General features: G+C 36.6%; 15 protein-coding genes, 1 pseudogene and 1 riboswitch. Of the genes and pseudogenes, 7 read left to right on the top strand and 9 right to left on the bottom strand.

Annotated features, from left to right (window positions below):
• The first annotated feature begins 21 nt into the window (after positions 1–21).
• Complete coding sequence (locus ABS916_RS04255; RefSeq protein WP_034537817.1) at positions 22–867, top strand: endo alpha-1,4 polygalactosaminidase; 846 nt, start codon at positions 22–24, stop codon at positions 865–867.
• Between the two features lie 491 nt (positions 868–1358).
• Here the strand turns inward: ABS916_RS04255 and ABS916_RS04250 are convergent, their stop codons facing one another.
• Positions 1359–1820: a DUF305 domain-containing protein gene (locus tag ABS916_RS04250; protein ID WP_034537816.1), complete on the bottom strand. Its 462-nt coding sequence runs from the start codon at positions 1818–1820 to the stop codon at positions 1359–1361.
• A 350-nt stretch (positions 1821–2170) separates the two neighbouring features.
• Between ABS916_RS04250 and gap the strand changes: the two genes are divergently transcribed.
• The gene (gene gap / locus ABS916_RS04245; RefSeq protein WP_350450731.1) at positions 2171–3184 is read left to right on the top strand and encodes a type I glyceraldehyde-3-phosphate dehydrogenase; all 1014 of its coding nucleotides are present in this window, start codon (positions 2171–2173) and stop codon (positions 3182–3184) included.
• A gap of 107 nt (positions 3185–3291) precedes the next feature.
• Here gap and ABS916_RS04240 read toward each other — a convergent pair whose 3' ends face one another.
• Complete coding sequence (locus tag ABS916_RS04240; RefSeq protein WP_350450730.1) at positions 3292–4170, bottom strand: MurR/RpiR family transcriptional regulator; 879 nt, start codon at positions 4168–4170, stop codon at positions 3292–3294.
• Between the two features lie 179 nt (positions 4171–4349).
• On the opposite strand from ABS916_RS04240, the gene ABS916_RS04235 reads away from it, so the two are divergent.
• From ABS916_RS04235 to ABS916_RS04225, 3 genes are all read left to right on the top strand, one after another.
• On the top strand, positions 4350–5786 hold the full coding sequence (locus ABS916_RS04235) for a 6-phospho-beta-glucosidase (protein ID WP_350450729.1): 1437 nt from the start codon (positions 4350–4352) through the stop codon (positions 5784–5786).
• Positions 5787–5841: 55 nt separating this feature from the next.
• On the top strand, positions 5842–6681 hold the full coding sequence (locus tag ABS916_RS04230; RefSeq protein ID WP_350450728.1) for a Cof-type HAD-IIB family hydrolase: 840 nt from the start codon (positions 5842–5844) through the stop codon (positions 6679–6681).
• A 123-nt stretch (positions 6682–6804) separates the two neighbouring features.
• A riboswitch (NiCo riboswitch) is annotated at positions 6805–6908 on the top strand.
• Between the two features lie 98 nt (positions 6909–7006).
• Entirely contained in the window at positions 7007–8830 is a 1824-nt protein-coding gene (locus ABS916_RS04225; protein WP_350450727.1) for a heavy metal translocating P-type ATPase, read from the top strand.
• A 63-nt stretch (positions 8831–8893) separates the two neighbouring features.
• On the opposite strand, the gene ABS916_RS04220 is transcribed toward ABS916_RS04225, so the two are convergent.
• The 3 genes from ABS916_RS04220 to ABS916_RS04210 all read right to left on the bottom strand — a co-directional run bounded on the left by ABS916_RS04220 (position 8894) and on the right by ABS916_RS04210 (position 10841).
• The gene (locus tag ABS916_RS04220) at positions 8894–9652 is read right to left on the bottom strand and encodes an ABC transporter permease (protein WP_350450726.1); all 759 of its coding nucleotides are present in this window, start codon (positions 9650–9652) and stop codon (positions 8894–8896) included.
• The gene (locus ABS916_RS04215; RefSeq protein ID WP_023179411.1) at positions 9649–10302 is read right to left on the bottom strand and encodes an ABC transporter ATP-binding protein; all 654 of its coding nucleotides are present in this window, start codon (positions 10300–10302) and stop codon (positions 9649–9651) included. The genes ABS916_RS04220 and ABS916_RS04215 overlap by 4 nt, the downstream gene beginning before the upstream one ends.
• 116 nt (positions 10303–10418) lie before the next feature.
• Positions 10419–10841, bottom strand: a complete 423-nt coding sequence (locus tag ABS916_RS04210) for a cupin domain-containing protein (protein WP_023179409.1) — start codon at positions 10839–10841, stop codon at positions 10419–10421.
• A gap of 162 nt (positions 10842–11003) precedes the next feature.
• On the opposite strand from ABS916_RS04210, the pseudogene ABS916_RS04205 reads away from it, so the two are divergent.
• Together ABS916_RS04205 and ABS916_RS04200 are read left to right on the top strand one after the other, a co-directional pair.
• Positions 11004–11273, top strand: a pseudogene (locus ABS916_RS04205) (PH domain-containing protein).
• Between the two features lie 203 nt (positions 11274–11476).
• Positions 11477–11773 carry an iron-sulfur cluster repair di-iron protein, ric gene (locus ABS916_RS04200; protein WP_350450725.1) on the top strand — a complete coding sequence of 99 codons (297 nt, stop codon included), beginning with the start codon at positions 11477–11479 and terminating at the stop codon, positions 11771–11773.
• Positions 11774–12283: 510 nt separating this feature from the next.
• Here the strand turns inward: ABS916_RS04200 and ABS916_RS04195 are convergent.
• The 4 genes from ABS916_RS04195 to aroB are packed head-to-tail and all read right to left on the bottom strand — an operon-like array spanning position 12284 to position 15968.
• The gene (locus ABS916_RS04195) at positions 12284–12577 is read right to left on the bottom strand and encodes a chorismate mutase (RefSeq protein WP_350450724.1); all 294 of its coding nucleotides are present in this window, start codon (positions 12575–12577) and stop codon (positions 12284–12286) included.
• On the bottom strand, positions 12555–13652 hold the full coding sequence (gene aroC / locus ABS916_RS04190) for a chorismate synthase (RefSeq protein WP_350450723.1): 1098 nt from the start codon (positions 13650–13652) through the stop codon (positions 12555–12557). Before aroC ends, ABS916_RS04195 begins: the two co-directional genes overlap by 23 nt.
• Positions 13633–14886 (bottom strand): 3-phosphoshikimate 1-carboxyvinyltransferase, encoded by a 1254-nt coding sequence (gene aroA, locus ABS916_RS04185; protein ID WP_350450722.1) that lies wholly within the window; start codon positions 14884–14886, stop codon positions 13633–13635. Before aroA ends, aroC begins: the two co-directional genes overlap by 20 nt.
• A complete protein-coding gene (aroB, locus tag ABS916_RS04180; protein ID WP_350450721.1) occupies positions 14883–15968 on the bottom strand; it encodes a 3-dehydroquinate synthase in 1086 nt (361 codons plus the stop codon). The genes aroA and aroB overlap by 4 nt, the downstream gene beginning before the upstream one ends.
• Between the last annotated feature and the right edge of the window lie 7 nt (positions 15969–15975).

Below are 15975 nucleotides of genomic sequence, written 5' to 3'. Positions count from 1 at the left end.
GAGAGATAAAGGAGCCATTAAATGAAAACTACTGCGATACGCTTTTTGATAGGAGCAATGGTTATTTTAGGAGTAACAGGTTGTGCAAACTTAGAAGGAAAAAGCAACAGTAAACTCGAAAATACAGGTGAGTATGGTGTATTTTTGAGTTTAGATGGAAGTGAAGCAATCGAAGCTAGTGAAGGTTACGAAACGGTCATTATTGATGCACAAAATCTCTCCGAAGCAGAAATTACTGAGATGCAAGATCGAGGACAAAAAGTTTATAGTTATTTAAATGTAGGATCATTGGAAACTTACAGGCCTTACTATGAAGAATTTCAGTATCTTACTTTGAGGCCTTATGAAAATTGGGAAGAAGAATATTGGGTCGATGTAACCAATGAAGACTGGCAAAAATTTAGTGCCGTTACTTTAGCTAACGAACTACTTGATAAGGGAATTGATGGCTTTTGGATCGATAATGTAGATGTATACTGGCAATTTCAAACAAAAGAAACGTATATTGGAGTGGAAAAAATCTTAAAGACACTCATGAGCTATGGCAAACCGGTCCTTATTAATGGAGGAAATGAATTTGTTAGTGCATATTTACAGCAAAATCAGCAACTAGATGATATTTTGACTGGTGTAAACCAAGAAACCGTCTTTTCAGCTATTGATTTTGAGGAAGATAAGCTGAGTACTCAAACAAAAGAAAATCAAACCTACTACTTAAATTATTTAGATACAGTTGATAAAGCTGGGAAAGAGATCTATTTGCTTGAATACTCTACAAAAAAAGAGCTGGCTAAAGATGTCCATGACTATGCGACTAAAAGAGGCTGGCAGTATTATATATCCGATTCAGTTGAGTTGGATAATTGAATCGAATTGGCTGGAACAAAAGATGATAAGAAAGGAAATCGGGAGACAGGCGCTTTCTAAACAGTTGACATATAAAGTTTAATGATAATAGTAAGAAATATTAGAGTTTCTATCGAAAAATAATAAGTTTTATTTATATAAGAATCCCACGTGTCTTTTTATCCAAAAGAATATGTGGGGTTCTTATCTTCTTTTTTATAAACAAAGGTCAAAAATCAATGGTTTTGCTGATTAGAGTCTACTACGGATAACATGTGCTTCTAATTCTTTTTAATCCTTTAATTATTTCTTAATGGGCCAAGTAACTAGCAATCATAGATATTGTTTCAGTGAGACACGGAGTAGATTAGAATTTTTTTATTTTCTTTATAGATATAAAAAAAAGTCTGTAGTAGTCATTGACTCCTGCAGACTTTTTTGAATTGACTGGTATATATCTAAAGGTTGTTGTCTTGGATAGCAATAGGACTACGCAAAGATAAATCAGAATTTTACTCTGTTTCTCCATTCTCTTCAATGTCTTCGATTAGTTTTTTCATTTCTGCAATTTCCTCTTTTTGAGTTTTAATAATGGTATCCCTTAGTTCCTGTACACGAGGATCAGATACATCTGCTCGTTCACTGGTTAGGATAGCAATTGAGTGATGAGGGATCATTGCTTTCATCCAAGAAGAATCATCAATAGTTGCTTGACTTCTTACCAACCAAAGCGAAGTACCAAACGTAAGAATAGAAACGCCTAAAATAATGTAATTCAATTTTTTCTTTTGATACATTTTCCACATAAACAGCAGCATGATAATGGCCATTACAGATCCCATCATAATAGACATATAGACTCGAGTCTCACTAAACGTAAAATGAGACAGTTCAAAAATATTGAAGAACATTAAAAAATACATCACAACAGTAGAGGTCAAAATCATTAAACCAAAACGAATGTAACTTTTCATACTATCTCCTCCTTAAAGTATATAACTAACTAGCCTAAAAATTTAGAGCACCGAAACTATATAAGTTAAATTTATAGTAACATTTAATTTTACTTTGTTAAAACACCTTGCTTATAATCGTAGACTGTTTCTATGAATGTATAGAAATTTGGACCGTTTTCAAAAATACATAAGCTGATTTCGAAAGAAATTAATTTTTTTAAATTAGAGAATCATCCTAAATTCTCTATTATTAGCACTAAAAACAGACGAATGGAATCAAACCAAAATGAATAATGCAAACAATTGGAAATTTCATTGTAAAAGCGGTACCATAAAATTAGATTCAACTAAAGAAGGAGGAACTATTCATGTCAATAAAAGTAGCAATTAATGGGTTTGGTCGGATTGGACGTTTAGCACTGCGCCGGATGTTGGAAAAAGACACAGATTTAGAGGTTGTCGCAATCAATGATTTGACGGATAATGACGACTTGGTTTATTTGTTAAAATATGACACCGCACAAGGACGCTTTCCATATGAAGTATCAATTGGGGATGACGCAATTGTGGTAGATGGAAAAGAAATCAAAGCTTATGCAGAAAAAGATGCAAGTCAATTACCATGGGGCGATCTAGGAATCGACATCGTTCTGGAATGTACGGGCTTCTATACTTCAGCGAAAAAATCACAGGCTCACTTAGATGCAGGAGCAAAACGAGTATTGATTTCCGCGCCAGTGAAAGCTTCAGGTGCAGAAGTAGACAACACTAAAACAATTGTTTATGGAGTAAATCATGATTCGCTGGATGGAAATGATGAAATTATTTCTGCAGCATCTTGTACAACGAACTGTTTAGCACCAATGGCAAACGTTTTGAACAAAAAATATGGAATCAATAGTGCGTTGATGTCAACGATCCATGCGTACACAGCATCGCAAGCATTGCAAGATTCACCAGGTGGACGCAAAAATCGTGCAGGAGCACAAAACGCCATTCCATCTTCAACAGGTGCTGCCAAAGCGGTAGGAAAAGTTATTCCTGAATTGGAAGGGAAAATTGACGGAACAGCCATCAGAATTCCTACCATTACAGGTTCAATGACAGAACTGTATTCTGTTTTGAATAAAGAAGTAACAGTGGAAGAAGTCAACGCGGCAATGAAAGAAGCTGCATCTGAGGCATTCTTATACAATGAAGACGAAATCGTATCTTCAGATGTTATCGGGGTACCAGCAGGTTCGATTTTTGATGCCACTCAAACAAAAGTCATCGAGGGAACGAACGGACAATTAGTCAAAACGGTTGCTTGGTATGATAACGAGTACGGTTTTGTGGCTAATATGGTAGGAACGTTAGAACATTTTGCGAATATTAAATAAATTAATTTTAATTAGCGGGAGGCAATGAGCTTCCCGTTTTTTTGTGTTTATAAATGAGGAAGAAGTATTTAGATATCCCTTCTCCTTCCTTAAATTTACTTATCCAATTAAGACTGTTCTTTAATGATGTCGATGTTTGTTTTTCGGGTATCTGTTGAACGACCGATTTGAATGAGGTGGTTCAAGTTCATTTCATAATCTGCAGTAAAGACGATAGAATACAAAAGGTTCAATAGATAAATGACAGATGTGGTTGAGGTAAAGTTTCCGATTTTAGAATAGAGTTTTTCTCGAGTAGTGATTTTTAATGAACAATCGCTATGTGTTGCAATAGGATTATCTCCTATACTTGTTAAGCTAATAGTGGAAGCTCCTTGTTTTTTCAAAATGTCCATGCATTTTATGAAGGAATCATCTTCACCTGTGTATGAAATAATAAGGGCACAAGTTCGGTTACCACTGTTAAAAGCTTCATACGTACTGTAATCATAAGTGGAAGAAATAGTAATTTTTTTATTGATCCTACGCATCTTAGTTATGAAATCTTGAGCAATGAGTGCATTAGTTTGGCTCGCAAATACTTTGATTTCGTCAGCATTTAGTAAGAGTTTTTGTGCGTATTCCAAATCTTTAGAATCTATTAATGATAAAGTATCCTGAATAGTATTTTGTTGTAATGTGCTTATTTTATGGGCAATAGAAACCAAATGATCCGCTTGATCATACGGTAAGTTGGCGTCAATAGCTGTAAAGTGGCTATTGAGGTACTGCCATTCTTCAAGGTAAGCTTCTTTCAAATCTAGCCATCCTGTAAATCCCATTTTTTTCGCTACACGAATAAGGCTCGTAGGATTAGTATGAGTTAAATTCGCAATTTTTTGAGTTGTCATATCTTGTAAGTCTTCAGGATGATTGATGAGATAATTTACTAATGATTGTTCAGCATCTGAAAATGAAGTATGTTTTAATCGTTCAATGAGTAGCATAAAAAGACTCCTTCTTTACACAAATAGTATATATTTTTGTGTAGGGGTTTTACAAGAGCAATCGTAAAATTTAGAAAGTATGTGTAGGAACCTACTAATTGTATCTAGACGATTGAAATAATGAAACCGTTTAGATAAGATGAGAGTAAGATAAAACTGAATTACTAGGAGGAAAAAATATGGGATTTAATAAAGATTTTCTTTGGGGCGGGGCTACTGCTGCTAATCAAAGTGAAGGTGGTTATAACGCGTATGGCCGAGGTTTAGCGAATGTAGATGTCGTTCCAATTGGAGAAGACCGTTACCCAATCATAACAGGAAAAATGAAACATCTGGACTTCGATGAGGAGCATTTTTATCCAGCTAAAGAAGCCATTGATATGTATCATCATTATAAGGAAGATATCGCTTTATTTGGAGAAATGGGATTTAAATCTTATCGCTTTAGTCTAGCTTGGACACGTATTTTTCCAAAAGGTGATGAGGCTGAACCAAATGAAGCAGGGTTACAATTTTACGATAACCTTATTGATGAATGTCTTAAGTACGGCATCGAACCTATTGTTACAATCACACATTTTGATATGCCAATCCATTTGATTAAAGAATATGGGGGTTGGCGCAGTCGTAAAGTAGTCGATTTTTATGAAAATCTTGTCACTGTATTATTTAATCGTTATAAAGGAAAAGTAAAGTATTGGATCACTTTCAATGAGATCAATATGCTATTGCATGCACCGTTTATGGGAGCTGGATTAGTATTTGAAGAAGGAGAAAACGAAGAACAAGTAAAATATACAGCAGCCCATCATGAATTAGTAGCCAGTGCGTTAGCGACCAAAATCGCGCATGAAGTAGATCCAGAAAATAAAGTCGGCTGTATGATCGCAGCTGGACAGTATTATCCGAATACACCAAATCCTGCAGATGTTCGTCAAGCTCAAGTAGACAATCAAGAAAATTATTTTTTTATTGACGTACAGTCTCGTGGCGAATACCCTAATTATGCTTTGAAACGCTTGGCTAATGAAGGAATCGAAATTCCTTTTGAAAAAGGCGATAAGGAACTATTGAAGGACCATACGGTTGATTATATTACGTTCTCTTATTATTCTTCACGAGTTTCTGCCGCCCAAGATGGCCAAGAAAAAGCAGGCGGGAATATATTTGATTCCATTAAAAATCCTTATTTAGAAGAAAGCGAATGGGGCTGGCAAATTGATCCAATCGGTTTCCGCATTACAATCAATGAATTATATGACCGCTATCAAAAACCATTATTTGTAGTTGAAAATGGATTAGGAGCAGTCGATACACCTAATGCAGATGGATCTATAGTGGATGATTACCGTATCGATTATCTAAAACAACACATCGAAGCAATGAAAGACGCTGTGGATAAAGATGGTGTAGAAATTTTAGGGTATACGAGTTGGGGATGTATCGATCTGGTTTCCGCATCAACTGGTGAGATGAAAAAACGTTATGGCTTTATTTATGTAGACCGCGATAATGAAGGCAATGGAACATTGAAGCGTTCGAAGAAGAAATCCTTTGATTGGTACAAACAAGTCATTGCGTCTAATGGTGAAAACGTAGAATACACAAAAGGATAATTTTGTTTAATGGTCATGCTTGTTGTCCAGCATGACCTTTTTTAAGGAGGTTACTATGGAATTAAACTATATTTTTTTAGATGTGGATGGTACATTAGTAAACTATTCTAATGAATTACCGAATTCAGCAGTCAAAGCCATTAAAGCTGCACAAGCCAACGGTCATAAAGTGTACCCGGTGACTGGACGCAGCAAGGCTGAAATGTATGATGAACTATTAGAAATCGGTTTTGATGGGTATATTGGTGGAAATGGCAACTATGTTGAAAGTGCCGATAAAGTTGTGTTACATCAATTAATAACGATAGAACAAGAAAAATCAATTGTAGATTGGTTGAACAATCGTGGATTAGCTTTTTATTTAGAGTCTAATAACGGATTATTTGCAAGTGAACAGTTTGAGACACGTGGAGAGCAAACGGTTAAAGAGTATGTTGCTTATAAGGAAAAACCCGGAGCAGAAGCTATGACGGTACGACAAGCATTTCCAGAAATGATTTTTGATGGTCAATTGTATCGAGCTGACGTGAACAAGATCAGTTTCATTTTAGAAGAGTATGAAGATTACCTAGCTGCAGCCGATTTTTTTTCTGACTTTCAATTAGGTACTTGGGGAGGTATAGGTGAACAAGCTTTGTTTGGAGATATTGCCTTAGCAAACATTACAAAACAGACAGCTATCAAAAACTTGTTAGAACATCATGGAGTTGAACGGAAGAACACGATAGCCTTTGGCGATGCAAAAGTAGACATTCCTATGCTTGAGTATTGTGAAATAGGTGTAGCAATGGGAAATGACGGTAAAGAAATAAAAGCTATGGCTGATCACATAACCGATAGTGTTGATAATGACGGACTAGAGAAAGCCTTTCTCCATCTTGGATTGATAGAGTAAACTCGATTGAATTCAGTAAAAGTGGAGTAACAATTGATACTTCAATTAGTAAATGGTATTATAAGTGTATATAAATCTAATTTAACTTGCTCTTCTTTCTTATAGCTAATGTAAGAATGAGAGCCAATTAAATCTGAACAGGCGGTGAACTCTTAGAGGTTCATGCGGCCGGATCACACATGTGTGATAGCAGAGTAGTGCCAAAAAGGCACACCTGTGGGACAGTACTACTGTCCTATAGGTGTGCCTTTTTTATTTTTACTTTTTATTAAGGAGGGGTAATTTAACCACTAACTTAAAAATAATTACAGAAAGGAAGAGGGAAATGTTGAAGTTTTTAAGCAATACGCGTTCAGGACAGTTTTTAGTCATTGGAGTCTTTTTTACGATTATTGGATTTATTTTAAATACGATGGGAGGTTTTTATAGTTCAATTTCTTTTTATGGGGCAATTTTCTTTTTAGGGTTCTTTTCAGCTAAAAAAGCGGTGACAGAAACAATCCATTCTAAAGCTCCCAATGTTGATTTGCTAATGGTTTTAGCAGCATTAGGTGCATGTTTGATTCATTATGAATCAGAAGGAGCTGTATTACTGCTCATTTTTGCTGGCTCAGAAGCTCTAGAATCCTATGCAACCAATAAATCAAAAAGTGCTATTTCTGAGTTGCTATCTCATGTGCCTTCTACAGCGCAACTGCTAAAAGATAATGATGAAGTGAGTGAAGTACCTACTGAATTGTTAAAAGTTGGTGACATTGTAGTCGTTTCAAAAGGAGCACAGATACCTATTGATGGGTATTCCGACCGAAAAACGCAAATTAATGAATCCAGCCTTACTGGGGAATCAATGCCTGTTGAAAAAGAAAAAGGAGCCGAAGTATTTTCTGGAACTTTCAATGAAGGGAATGCCTTTCATCTTGAAGTGAATAAAACGAGTGATCAAACCGTTTTCTCAAATATTATACGGATGGTAGAAGAAGCGCAGAAAAGCCCTTCGAAAATTTCGAAAATTATTGATCGTTTTGAAACGAAATACGTACTAGTAGTTTTAATTATGGTCCCATTATTCATTGCGAGTCTTTATTATTTTAACAGGTATAGCTTTGAGGAAGCTTTTTATAGAGGAATGGTTTTATTAACCGTTGCTAGTCCATGTGCTTTGGTCGCTTCTGCTACACCAGCAACATTAAGTGCTATCAGTAATGGAGCAAAAAATGGGGTGTTAGTTAAAGGAGGAGCAGCAATGGAGTCTTTGAATACGATGGATATTTTATATAGCGATAAAACAGGTACACTGACATTTGGTGATTTCAGAGTATTAAATTATGAAATTCCAGAAGATATTCTGAATGAAGTGGTTTATATGGAACAACAATCTAACCATCCAATAGCTAATGCTATTGTGGCAGCTTTTGAAAACAGAAACTTTAAAGACATTGATACTTCAGAACCTGTGGAGGAAATAGCTGGACAAGGGGTTAGAAAAGGAGCAATTGAAATAGGAAAACCAAGTACGTTTATTGGGTATCCTGATAAAAATTATTATCTTGATAAAGTAGTTGAAGAAAATACGACTATTTTTGTAGCGAAAAGTAATGAAATTGTGGGGTACATTTCTCTTTCTGATGAAATTCGGTATGAAGCAATCGAAGCAGTAGCTGGTTTTCAAAAAGAAGGTATTCAAGTTGTACTTTTGACTGGAGACAATGAAATGGTTGCTTCGAAAGTTGCTAAGGAAGTCAAAGTAAATGATTATGTAGCAAATTGTCTTCCAGAAGATAAGATTAAACATATCCTAAAAAGTCAGCGAAATAAAAAGGTGGTAGGCATGGTTGGAGATGGAATCAATGATGCACCCGCATTAGCGAATGCGGATATCGGCATTGCTATGGGGAGTGGATCATCGGTGGCGATAGAGTCAGCTGATGTGGTGATTGTAAAAAATGATTTAGCTAAATTGCTTTATAGTTATCACCTGAGCAAACGATTGAACCGAATTATTAAACAAAATATTTTCTTCTCGGTCAGTGTGATCATCCTGCTGATGATTTTAAACCTTTTAGGTTATTTAGATTTGCCGATAGGAGTTGTCTTCCATGAAGGATCAACGATTTTAGTTATTTTGAATGGATTACGTTTGTTGCGTTAAAAAAATATAAAAGCGTGTGAGCCTATTGGAATTTCCGATAGGCTCACACGCTTTTTATTGGTTTTAATCTTTTAGTTGTTTCCTTGCTGTATAAAATTCTTTATAAGCCAGGTAACTAGCAATCACAGATGCAATACTTGTAGTGGATAGCAACATAAAGGTAACCATGATTTGGTACTTTATCGCATGCGTAGGGTTTACGCCAGCAAACATTAATCCTGACATCATACCGGGTAAACTAACAATTCCGATTGTCTTTGCAGATTCTATTGTTGGGAGCATTCCTGCACGAATACTATCACGTACTATAGAGATAGAAGCTTGTTTTAAATTTGCCCCTAGGGCCAATTTTTCTAATACTTGTTGACGTTGGTCTTTAAATTTCGAGTTCAAATTACGGTAACAAATTCCAATCGCAATCATTGAGTTACTGGCAATCATTCCTGATATTGGAATAACCTGAGAAGGGATGAATAAAATAGATCCTGATAATAGTAAAACAATCAAAGTTAAACTAGTAGCTGTTAAGATTGCAATAAAAGATATTTTAAATGCATTTGATATACCATTGCTTTTCTTCCCCGCATTAAAAGAGGCATTAAAAATAATAACTAAAACAAGTGCTAATGTCACAATAATATTATTTAATTTAAAGACATAGCCCAATAAATAACCAACAGCAAATAGTTGAATAACGGCTCGAATAACACCGATTAAAATATCTTTACCTAAGCCTAACTTTTCTTTATAAACAACAATAAGTGCTATACCAACTAAGGCAGTTGCAAAGAATAAGGATGAATTATTAATAGCTAAGTTCATTTCGGTTCCTCCATTTCGCCATTAACTAATTGAATAATACGATTTGAAGCTTGAATCTCTACTGCATTATGGGTGACCCACAAGATTGTAACACCCTGTTCGTGATTGAGATTACGAATTAAATTACGAATAATTTCTTGGTTTTCATGATCTAACGCGCTGGTTACTTCATCTAGTAAGAGGACTTTAGGCATAAATAAAACATTACGAATCAATGCTACCCTTTGCTTTTCCCCACCAGACAATGCGTTGACTGATTTAGTTAAATACTCTGCTCCTAAACCAACTTTTTTTAAAGCATCTAAGGCTTTTTTTTCATTAAAAGGCTGATCTCTGATAACGAATGGGAACATTAGATTATCTTTTACAGTTTCTCCAAAAAGCGTTGCTGTTTGGAAACAGTAGGATACTTCTTTGCGATAATCAGTAGGTTCGTAGTCATCAATTGGTTTACTTTGATAAGAAACGGTTCCTTCAGTTGGAGACAAGAGTGAAGCAATAATTTTTAATAAGGTACTTTTTCCACTTCCTGAGGGTCCTGTAATCGTTAAGAATTCTCCCTCTTCAACAGACAGCGTTATTCCTTTTAAAATAGCTTTTCCATCTAATTCGTAGCCTAGTTGGGTTGTGTTTAATAGTGGTGTCTCCATATATTCTCCTCCTTAGTCTATATTTAATAAATTACAAAAATGAGAGTCCAATATTTAGAGCTGTTGCTCAAATATTTGGACTCAAAACAGTCTTTTTTTATAAAGCGAGGCTTTTTTTAGTGTTCATTAGGATCGTTTTCTGCGTCTTCATGAGTTGGGTGTATAGTACCTTCAACATGATCAGGACCAGCATAAATGGTATATAATTTTAGTGGTTTGTCACTAGTATTTTTAATATTGTGCCACATATCTGCTGGAACCAATACTGCTTCATCTTCAGAAACAACTTGTTCAAAATTTAAGTTATCTTCAGAAGGTCCCATTTGGCATAGCCCTTGGCCTTCTTCGATGCGAATAAATTGATCAATTCCATGATGAACTTCTAGGCCAATATCATCGTTTGGTTGAATAGTCATGACGGTTACTTGTAATTTAGCGCCTGTCCATATCGTTGTACGGTAGTTATCATTTTGCACTGTAGCATCTTCAATATTTACAACATAAGGTTTTTTGCCATGATCTTTAAAATCAATACTCATTATCCTAATCACTCCATTTCGTAATAGTTATTTAATTATAATAATTACAATCTAAATATAGCAAATTATCATTTGCAAAACAAGTATTAATCCCTTGAATGTAGCTACTAGCTTTTATTATATTTAAAAAAAATAAGCTTTACATACAATACCTCGTGGTGTATTAAATTAGAAAAACTATTTAGAAACGAAAATAGAAAATCGAACAAACGATTGATTGTTCGTGATGCACAAGGATTACGTGGGAAGAAAATCGAGATTTATTCTTTACCTTATAGTTCAATCAACATGTAGTCCACCGAAAATGCAGGAAATTTTGATATCAATGCGAAAGTTGAATTATGGACGAGAGCAGGCAATATCAAAATTGGCTTAGGAAAAGATATCGATAGTAGAAAATTTGATGATTTGATTGTGTCGATTTTACTTTAATTACCTAACAATCTGTGTGATGGTGTTACTTCATAAAAAGCCAAAGAAATAAAATGTAAGCTTTACAATAGTTTGTTTCTTTGACTTTTTTTGATTTTGTCAAGATTTCAAAACTTGATGTGGGTCAATTTTCCATTGTGACATATGGACTATACTGCTGTTATAAAGCAAAATAACCTACACAAGAAAGAAGGAATTCACTAATGGCAACATTTAATGAAGTAGCAGAGCACTATTTTGAAAAATTGGATATATTTACACTAGCAATCACGCGTGCACACGGTAAGAACCATCCTGAAGCGTTTGAAGTACGAAGTTTATTTAATACAATGAAGGAAAAGACAACAGAAGCAGGTACCACCGGTAAGCCACATTTAGAGGAAGAATTTGTGAAATTACGTAAAATAACATCCAACTATACTATTCCTGGAGATGTGTGTGGAACCTATGCAGGGGTATACAACACGCTATCTGAAACAGATCACGCTTATCACGCATAATTTGCGGATTCGAAAAATAGTAAATCCCAGAAGGAAAAAGAATTATTTCTGGGGTTTTTTTGCTCGTTATAAGATATACTAAAATTGTGCCAATCGAATTAAAAATTTTATAACTGAAGACAGGGTATACATAGAGGGGATTGAAAGAAGGAAAAGAATATCTATGCTAACAAAAGAAGCTGCTCAACACGTTGTTTATGAAATTATGAAACTCTATAGCAGAAAATGCCACGCCCAAACAAATTGAAGAACGCGTGACAGAAATTATCCCAGCAAAATACTGGGGAATAGCACACCAATCCATGATTTCTTTCGGAAGATAAATATGCGTGCCCAGAAATATGAAATGCCATGAGTATCTCCAGTTGTATGAGAATTTAGAAGGAATAAATTTAATGGAGTAAGTTATCTTTGGGAGAAAAAAAGGGCAACATCAGCTATAAAAAAATAGGTTATTCAATGAACGCAACCGTTCATGAATAACCCGATTTTGTGCAATAAATCGATAAATTACGGTTCTGATTTTAAGAGAGCCGTTTGAGTTTCTTTCGTGATATCCATCATAGATTGAAAAAGCTTCGTTACTTGCGGTTCAAATGTTTTATCTGTTAAGCGGCTAATATTTTTTTCGATAACAGCTTGCTCGCGGCTGGCATCCAATACAGGTAAGTTGCGTTGCTTTTTGTAGCGACCGACTTTTAAAACTGTGTTTAGCCGTAACTCAAACAAGCGAGTAAGTTCCTGATCAATCTCATCAATCTCTTTGCGGTACTGTTCCAATTCATTCATTCGATTGTCCTCCAAGCATCAAATCCATTAATCCGATAGCGGTAACCGCCTCTAAGACCGGCAGAACTCGTGGGACAATACAAGGATCATGACGTCCTTCAACTTCTAATTCAGTTTCTGTTCCTTCTTGGATGTTGATCGTCTGTTGCTTCTTTTTGATGGAAGCAGGTGGTTTAACAGCAGCTCTGAAAACGATTGGCATGCCATAAGTAATCCCGCCAATGATTCCACCATTATTGTTGGAGCGTGTTTTGATGCGCCCTTGTTCATCATAGTAGTATTCATCATTCGCTTCTGAACCGCGCATTTTGGTAATGTCGAATCCTGTTCCAAATTCAATGCCCTTAATGGCTGGAACGGCAAATACGAGGTGAGCCAGTTGAGATTCAACTGAGTCAAAAAATGGATTCCCATACCCAGCATCTAATCCTAAGACAAATGTTTCAACGATGCCGCCTACAGAATCCCCATCTTCTTTTGCTGCCAAAATCAAGTCGGTCATTTCTTCCTTTTTTTCAGTATTAAACAAAGGAAGTTGTTCTTCTTTGAACTGTTCGATTTGCTCTAACGTGATCGTTTCTTGATCCTCGAAAGTTTCATCTTCGATTGTTCCAATCGATTGAATATGAGATCCTACTGTTACGCCTTTTTGTTTCAGCCATTGCTGACAAATAGCACCTGCAAATACGAGAGGAGCAGTGATCCTCCCGGAAAAATGGCCGCTGCCACGATGGTCATTGTGGCCATTGTAACGCACTCGTCCGGGGTAATCAGCTTGTCCTGGGCGCATAACATCTTTCAGCACACTGTAGTCTTTGGAGCGCGTATTTGTGTTCCAAATGATTGCAGTCAGTGGTGCACCAGTTGTTTTCCCGTCTAAAAAGCCACTTAAAATTTCTGGGTGATCTTTTTCTTTTCTTGGTGTCGTCAATTCATTTTTCCCCGGCGCTCTGCGTGCCATTTCAACTAAAACCTGGTCCATATCTATTTCTAAACCTGGAGGCAGACCATTGATCGTAACGCCAATCGCCACGCCATGTGACTCTCCAAATAGTGAGAGTTGTAAATTTTTACCCCATATTCCACTCATGTATTTTTCCTCCTAGTTGTTGGAATGTTTCCCAAAAGTTGGGATAGGACTTTTTGACACAATCTGTGTCTTTAATGTGTATCGGTTCTTTACATACCGTTGAAGCAATGGCCAACATCATAGCCATGCGATGATCCTTATGGCTCCAAACTTGTTGACCGCCGGATAATTCAGAAACCCCTTCGATCAAAAGTGAATCATCTATAATTTTGATTCGTGCGCCTAAAGCTGACAACTCTTTTTGTGTGGCAATTAAGCGATCACTTTCTTTGATTCTTAACCGTTCCAAATGGATAATTTTTGTTTTTCCTTTACTTAATGCAGCGACTAAAGCCACTACTGGAATAATATCGGGTACTTGGGCTCCATCTATAACGCGTTCATTATCAGTAGAACCGCCACTTAATGTATCTAAGATCGAAACGATAGCTTGATCACCTTGTAGAGAATCTGAAGCTAGACCGTTTACTAAAAGCTCATTCCCTAATGCAATTGCACTCAACCAGAAGGCTGCTTGCGAGTAATCGCCTTCGACTGTATAATCACGGGCGGTATAAGCTTGCTGGCCTTTAATGCGGTATTCTTGTCCAGTCTCATCTTGTTCAATTACAATACCAAAGGATTGTAAGACAGACAGGGTCAAATCAATGTAGCCTTTCGATTCTAAATGAGTCGTAATTTTTAAGACAGAGTCTCCGGCAAGTAAAGGCAAAGTTAGTAACATACCAGTGATAAACTGGGAACTGATATCGCCACGCATTTCATAGATACCTTGTGTCAAAGGTCCTGCGACACTCAACTGTAGGTTTTCAGTTGCGGCTTGATTATAGTGGAGTGACTGAGCGTCGAATAATTCTTGATAAGGTTCAAGCGGGCGTTTGCCTAAATGTCCTTGACCGATAAAGTGCGTTTCTCCTGTAAACAAGGTCGCTAGAGGAATCAGAAAACGCAAGGTAGAGCCGGACTCATTGCAATTGATTGTGCGGCTTTCCTTAGCAGCTCCATTACGGATGCCATCGATTGTCAATGTCTGATCATCGTAAGAAATAATCGCTCCAAACGAACGCATACCTTCGATAGTTGCAAGGATATCATCAGATAGTTGAATATTCTTGATCGTACTACGACCTGCTGCTAAACTGGCGCAAATCACTGCACGATGCGCCATACTTTTAGATGGCGGGACAATAACAGTTCCATTTAACGCATTAGGAGTAAGGGTTAGATTAGTCATGCTGTTCCTCCAGTGTCTAAAGAATCGAAAAATGATAAAGACGTTTGATGTACGGTAGCGTTTCCGATGTTAGATAAAACAATCACGGATAAACTACCTGCAATATTTTTTTTATCTTTTTTGATATAAGATAGTAGTTTAGGATAATCTTCAAAATCCTCTAGTTCAATAGGCAAACGATGCTGTTTTAAAAGAGTGATTAATCGATCAGTGGTTCCAATTGGTGTCAGCTGTTTTGATTCTGCAATTCTTGAGATCGCAACCATGCCAATGGCCACACCTTGACCATGGGTATATGTTTTATACTGGTAGTATGCTTCAATAGCGTGTCCCAACGTATGCCCAAAGTTCAACACCATTCGTTCACCCAAATCTTTTTCATCTGCTTGCACAATCACTTGTTTAATCGTACAACAGGTTTCGATGAGCCAATCAATGTGCTGCATGACTTCTTTTCTAGAAGACAAGTTCATCAGATGATGAAATAAATTAAGGTCTTTTATACAGCCATACTTGATTACTTCTGCCATTCCATCAGCAAAGGCAGAATCCGTCAACGTCTCTAGAACCAATGGATCAATCAAGACGAGTAGGGGGTGATAAAAAGCACCGACTAAGTTTTTTCCCTCAGGTAAATCGACGCCCACTTTTCCTCCTACACTACTGTCAACTTGCGCTAGCAGAGTGGTGGGGATTTGGACATAGGAGATACCTCTCAAGTAAGAAGAAGCGGAAAAACCAGTGATGTCGCCGATCACGCCACCGCCTAGAGCGATGATCAAGTCGCTACGTGTTAAGCCAAACTCAGCAAATGCACTGTAGAGATTGGGCAGCGAGTCAAATGTTTTAGTTTGTTCTCCAGGAGGCAAAACAATGCACTGCACTTCATAATCCGCTGCTTCCAAATCTTTTATAATGGATTTAGCGTAAAGGTCATAGACGGTTTCATCGGTGACAATGGCAATTTTGGCTCCAGTAAAGACTTTTGAGACTTCATTACTGACGCGGTTGAGCAATCCTTTTTCAATTTTTAACTCATAACTCACTTCATGTGATGGAAGTTTAACGGTTAAGACAGACATCGATTTT

It is taken from the genome of Carnobacterium sp. (assembly GCF_040274945.1).
Classification (GTDB): domain Bacteria; phylum Bacillota; class Bacilli; order Lactobacillales; family Carnobacteriaceae; genus Carnobacterium_B.
Note: the sequence above shows the minus strand (reverse complement) of the source record. Positions and strands in the feature narration are given on the sequence as shown.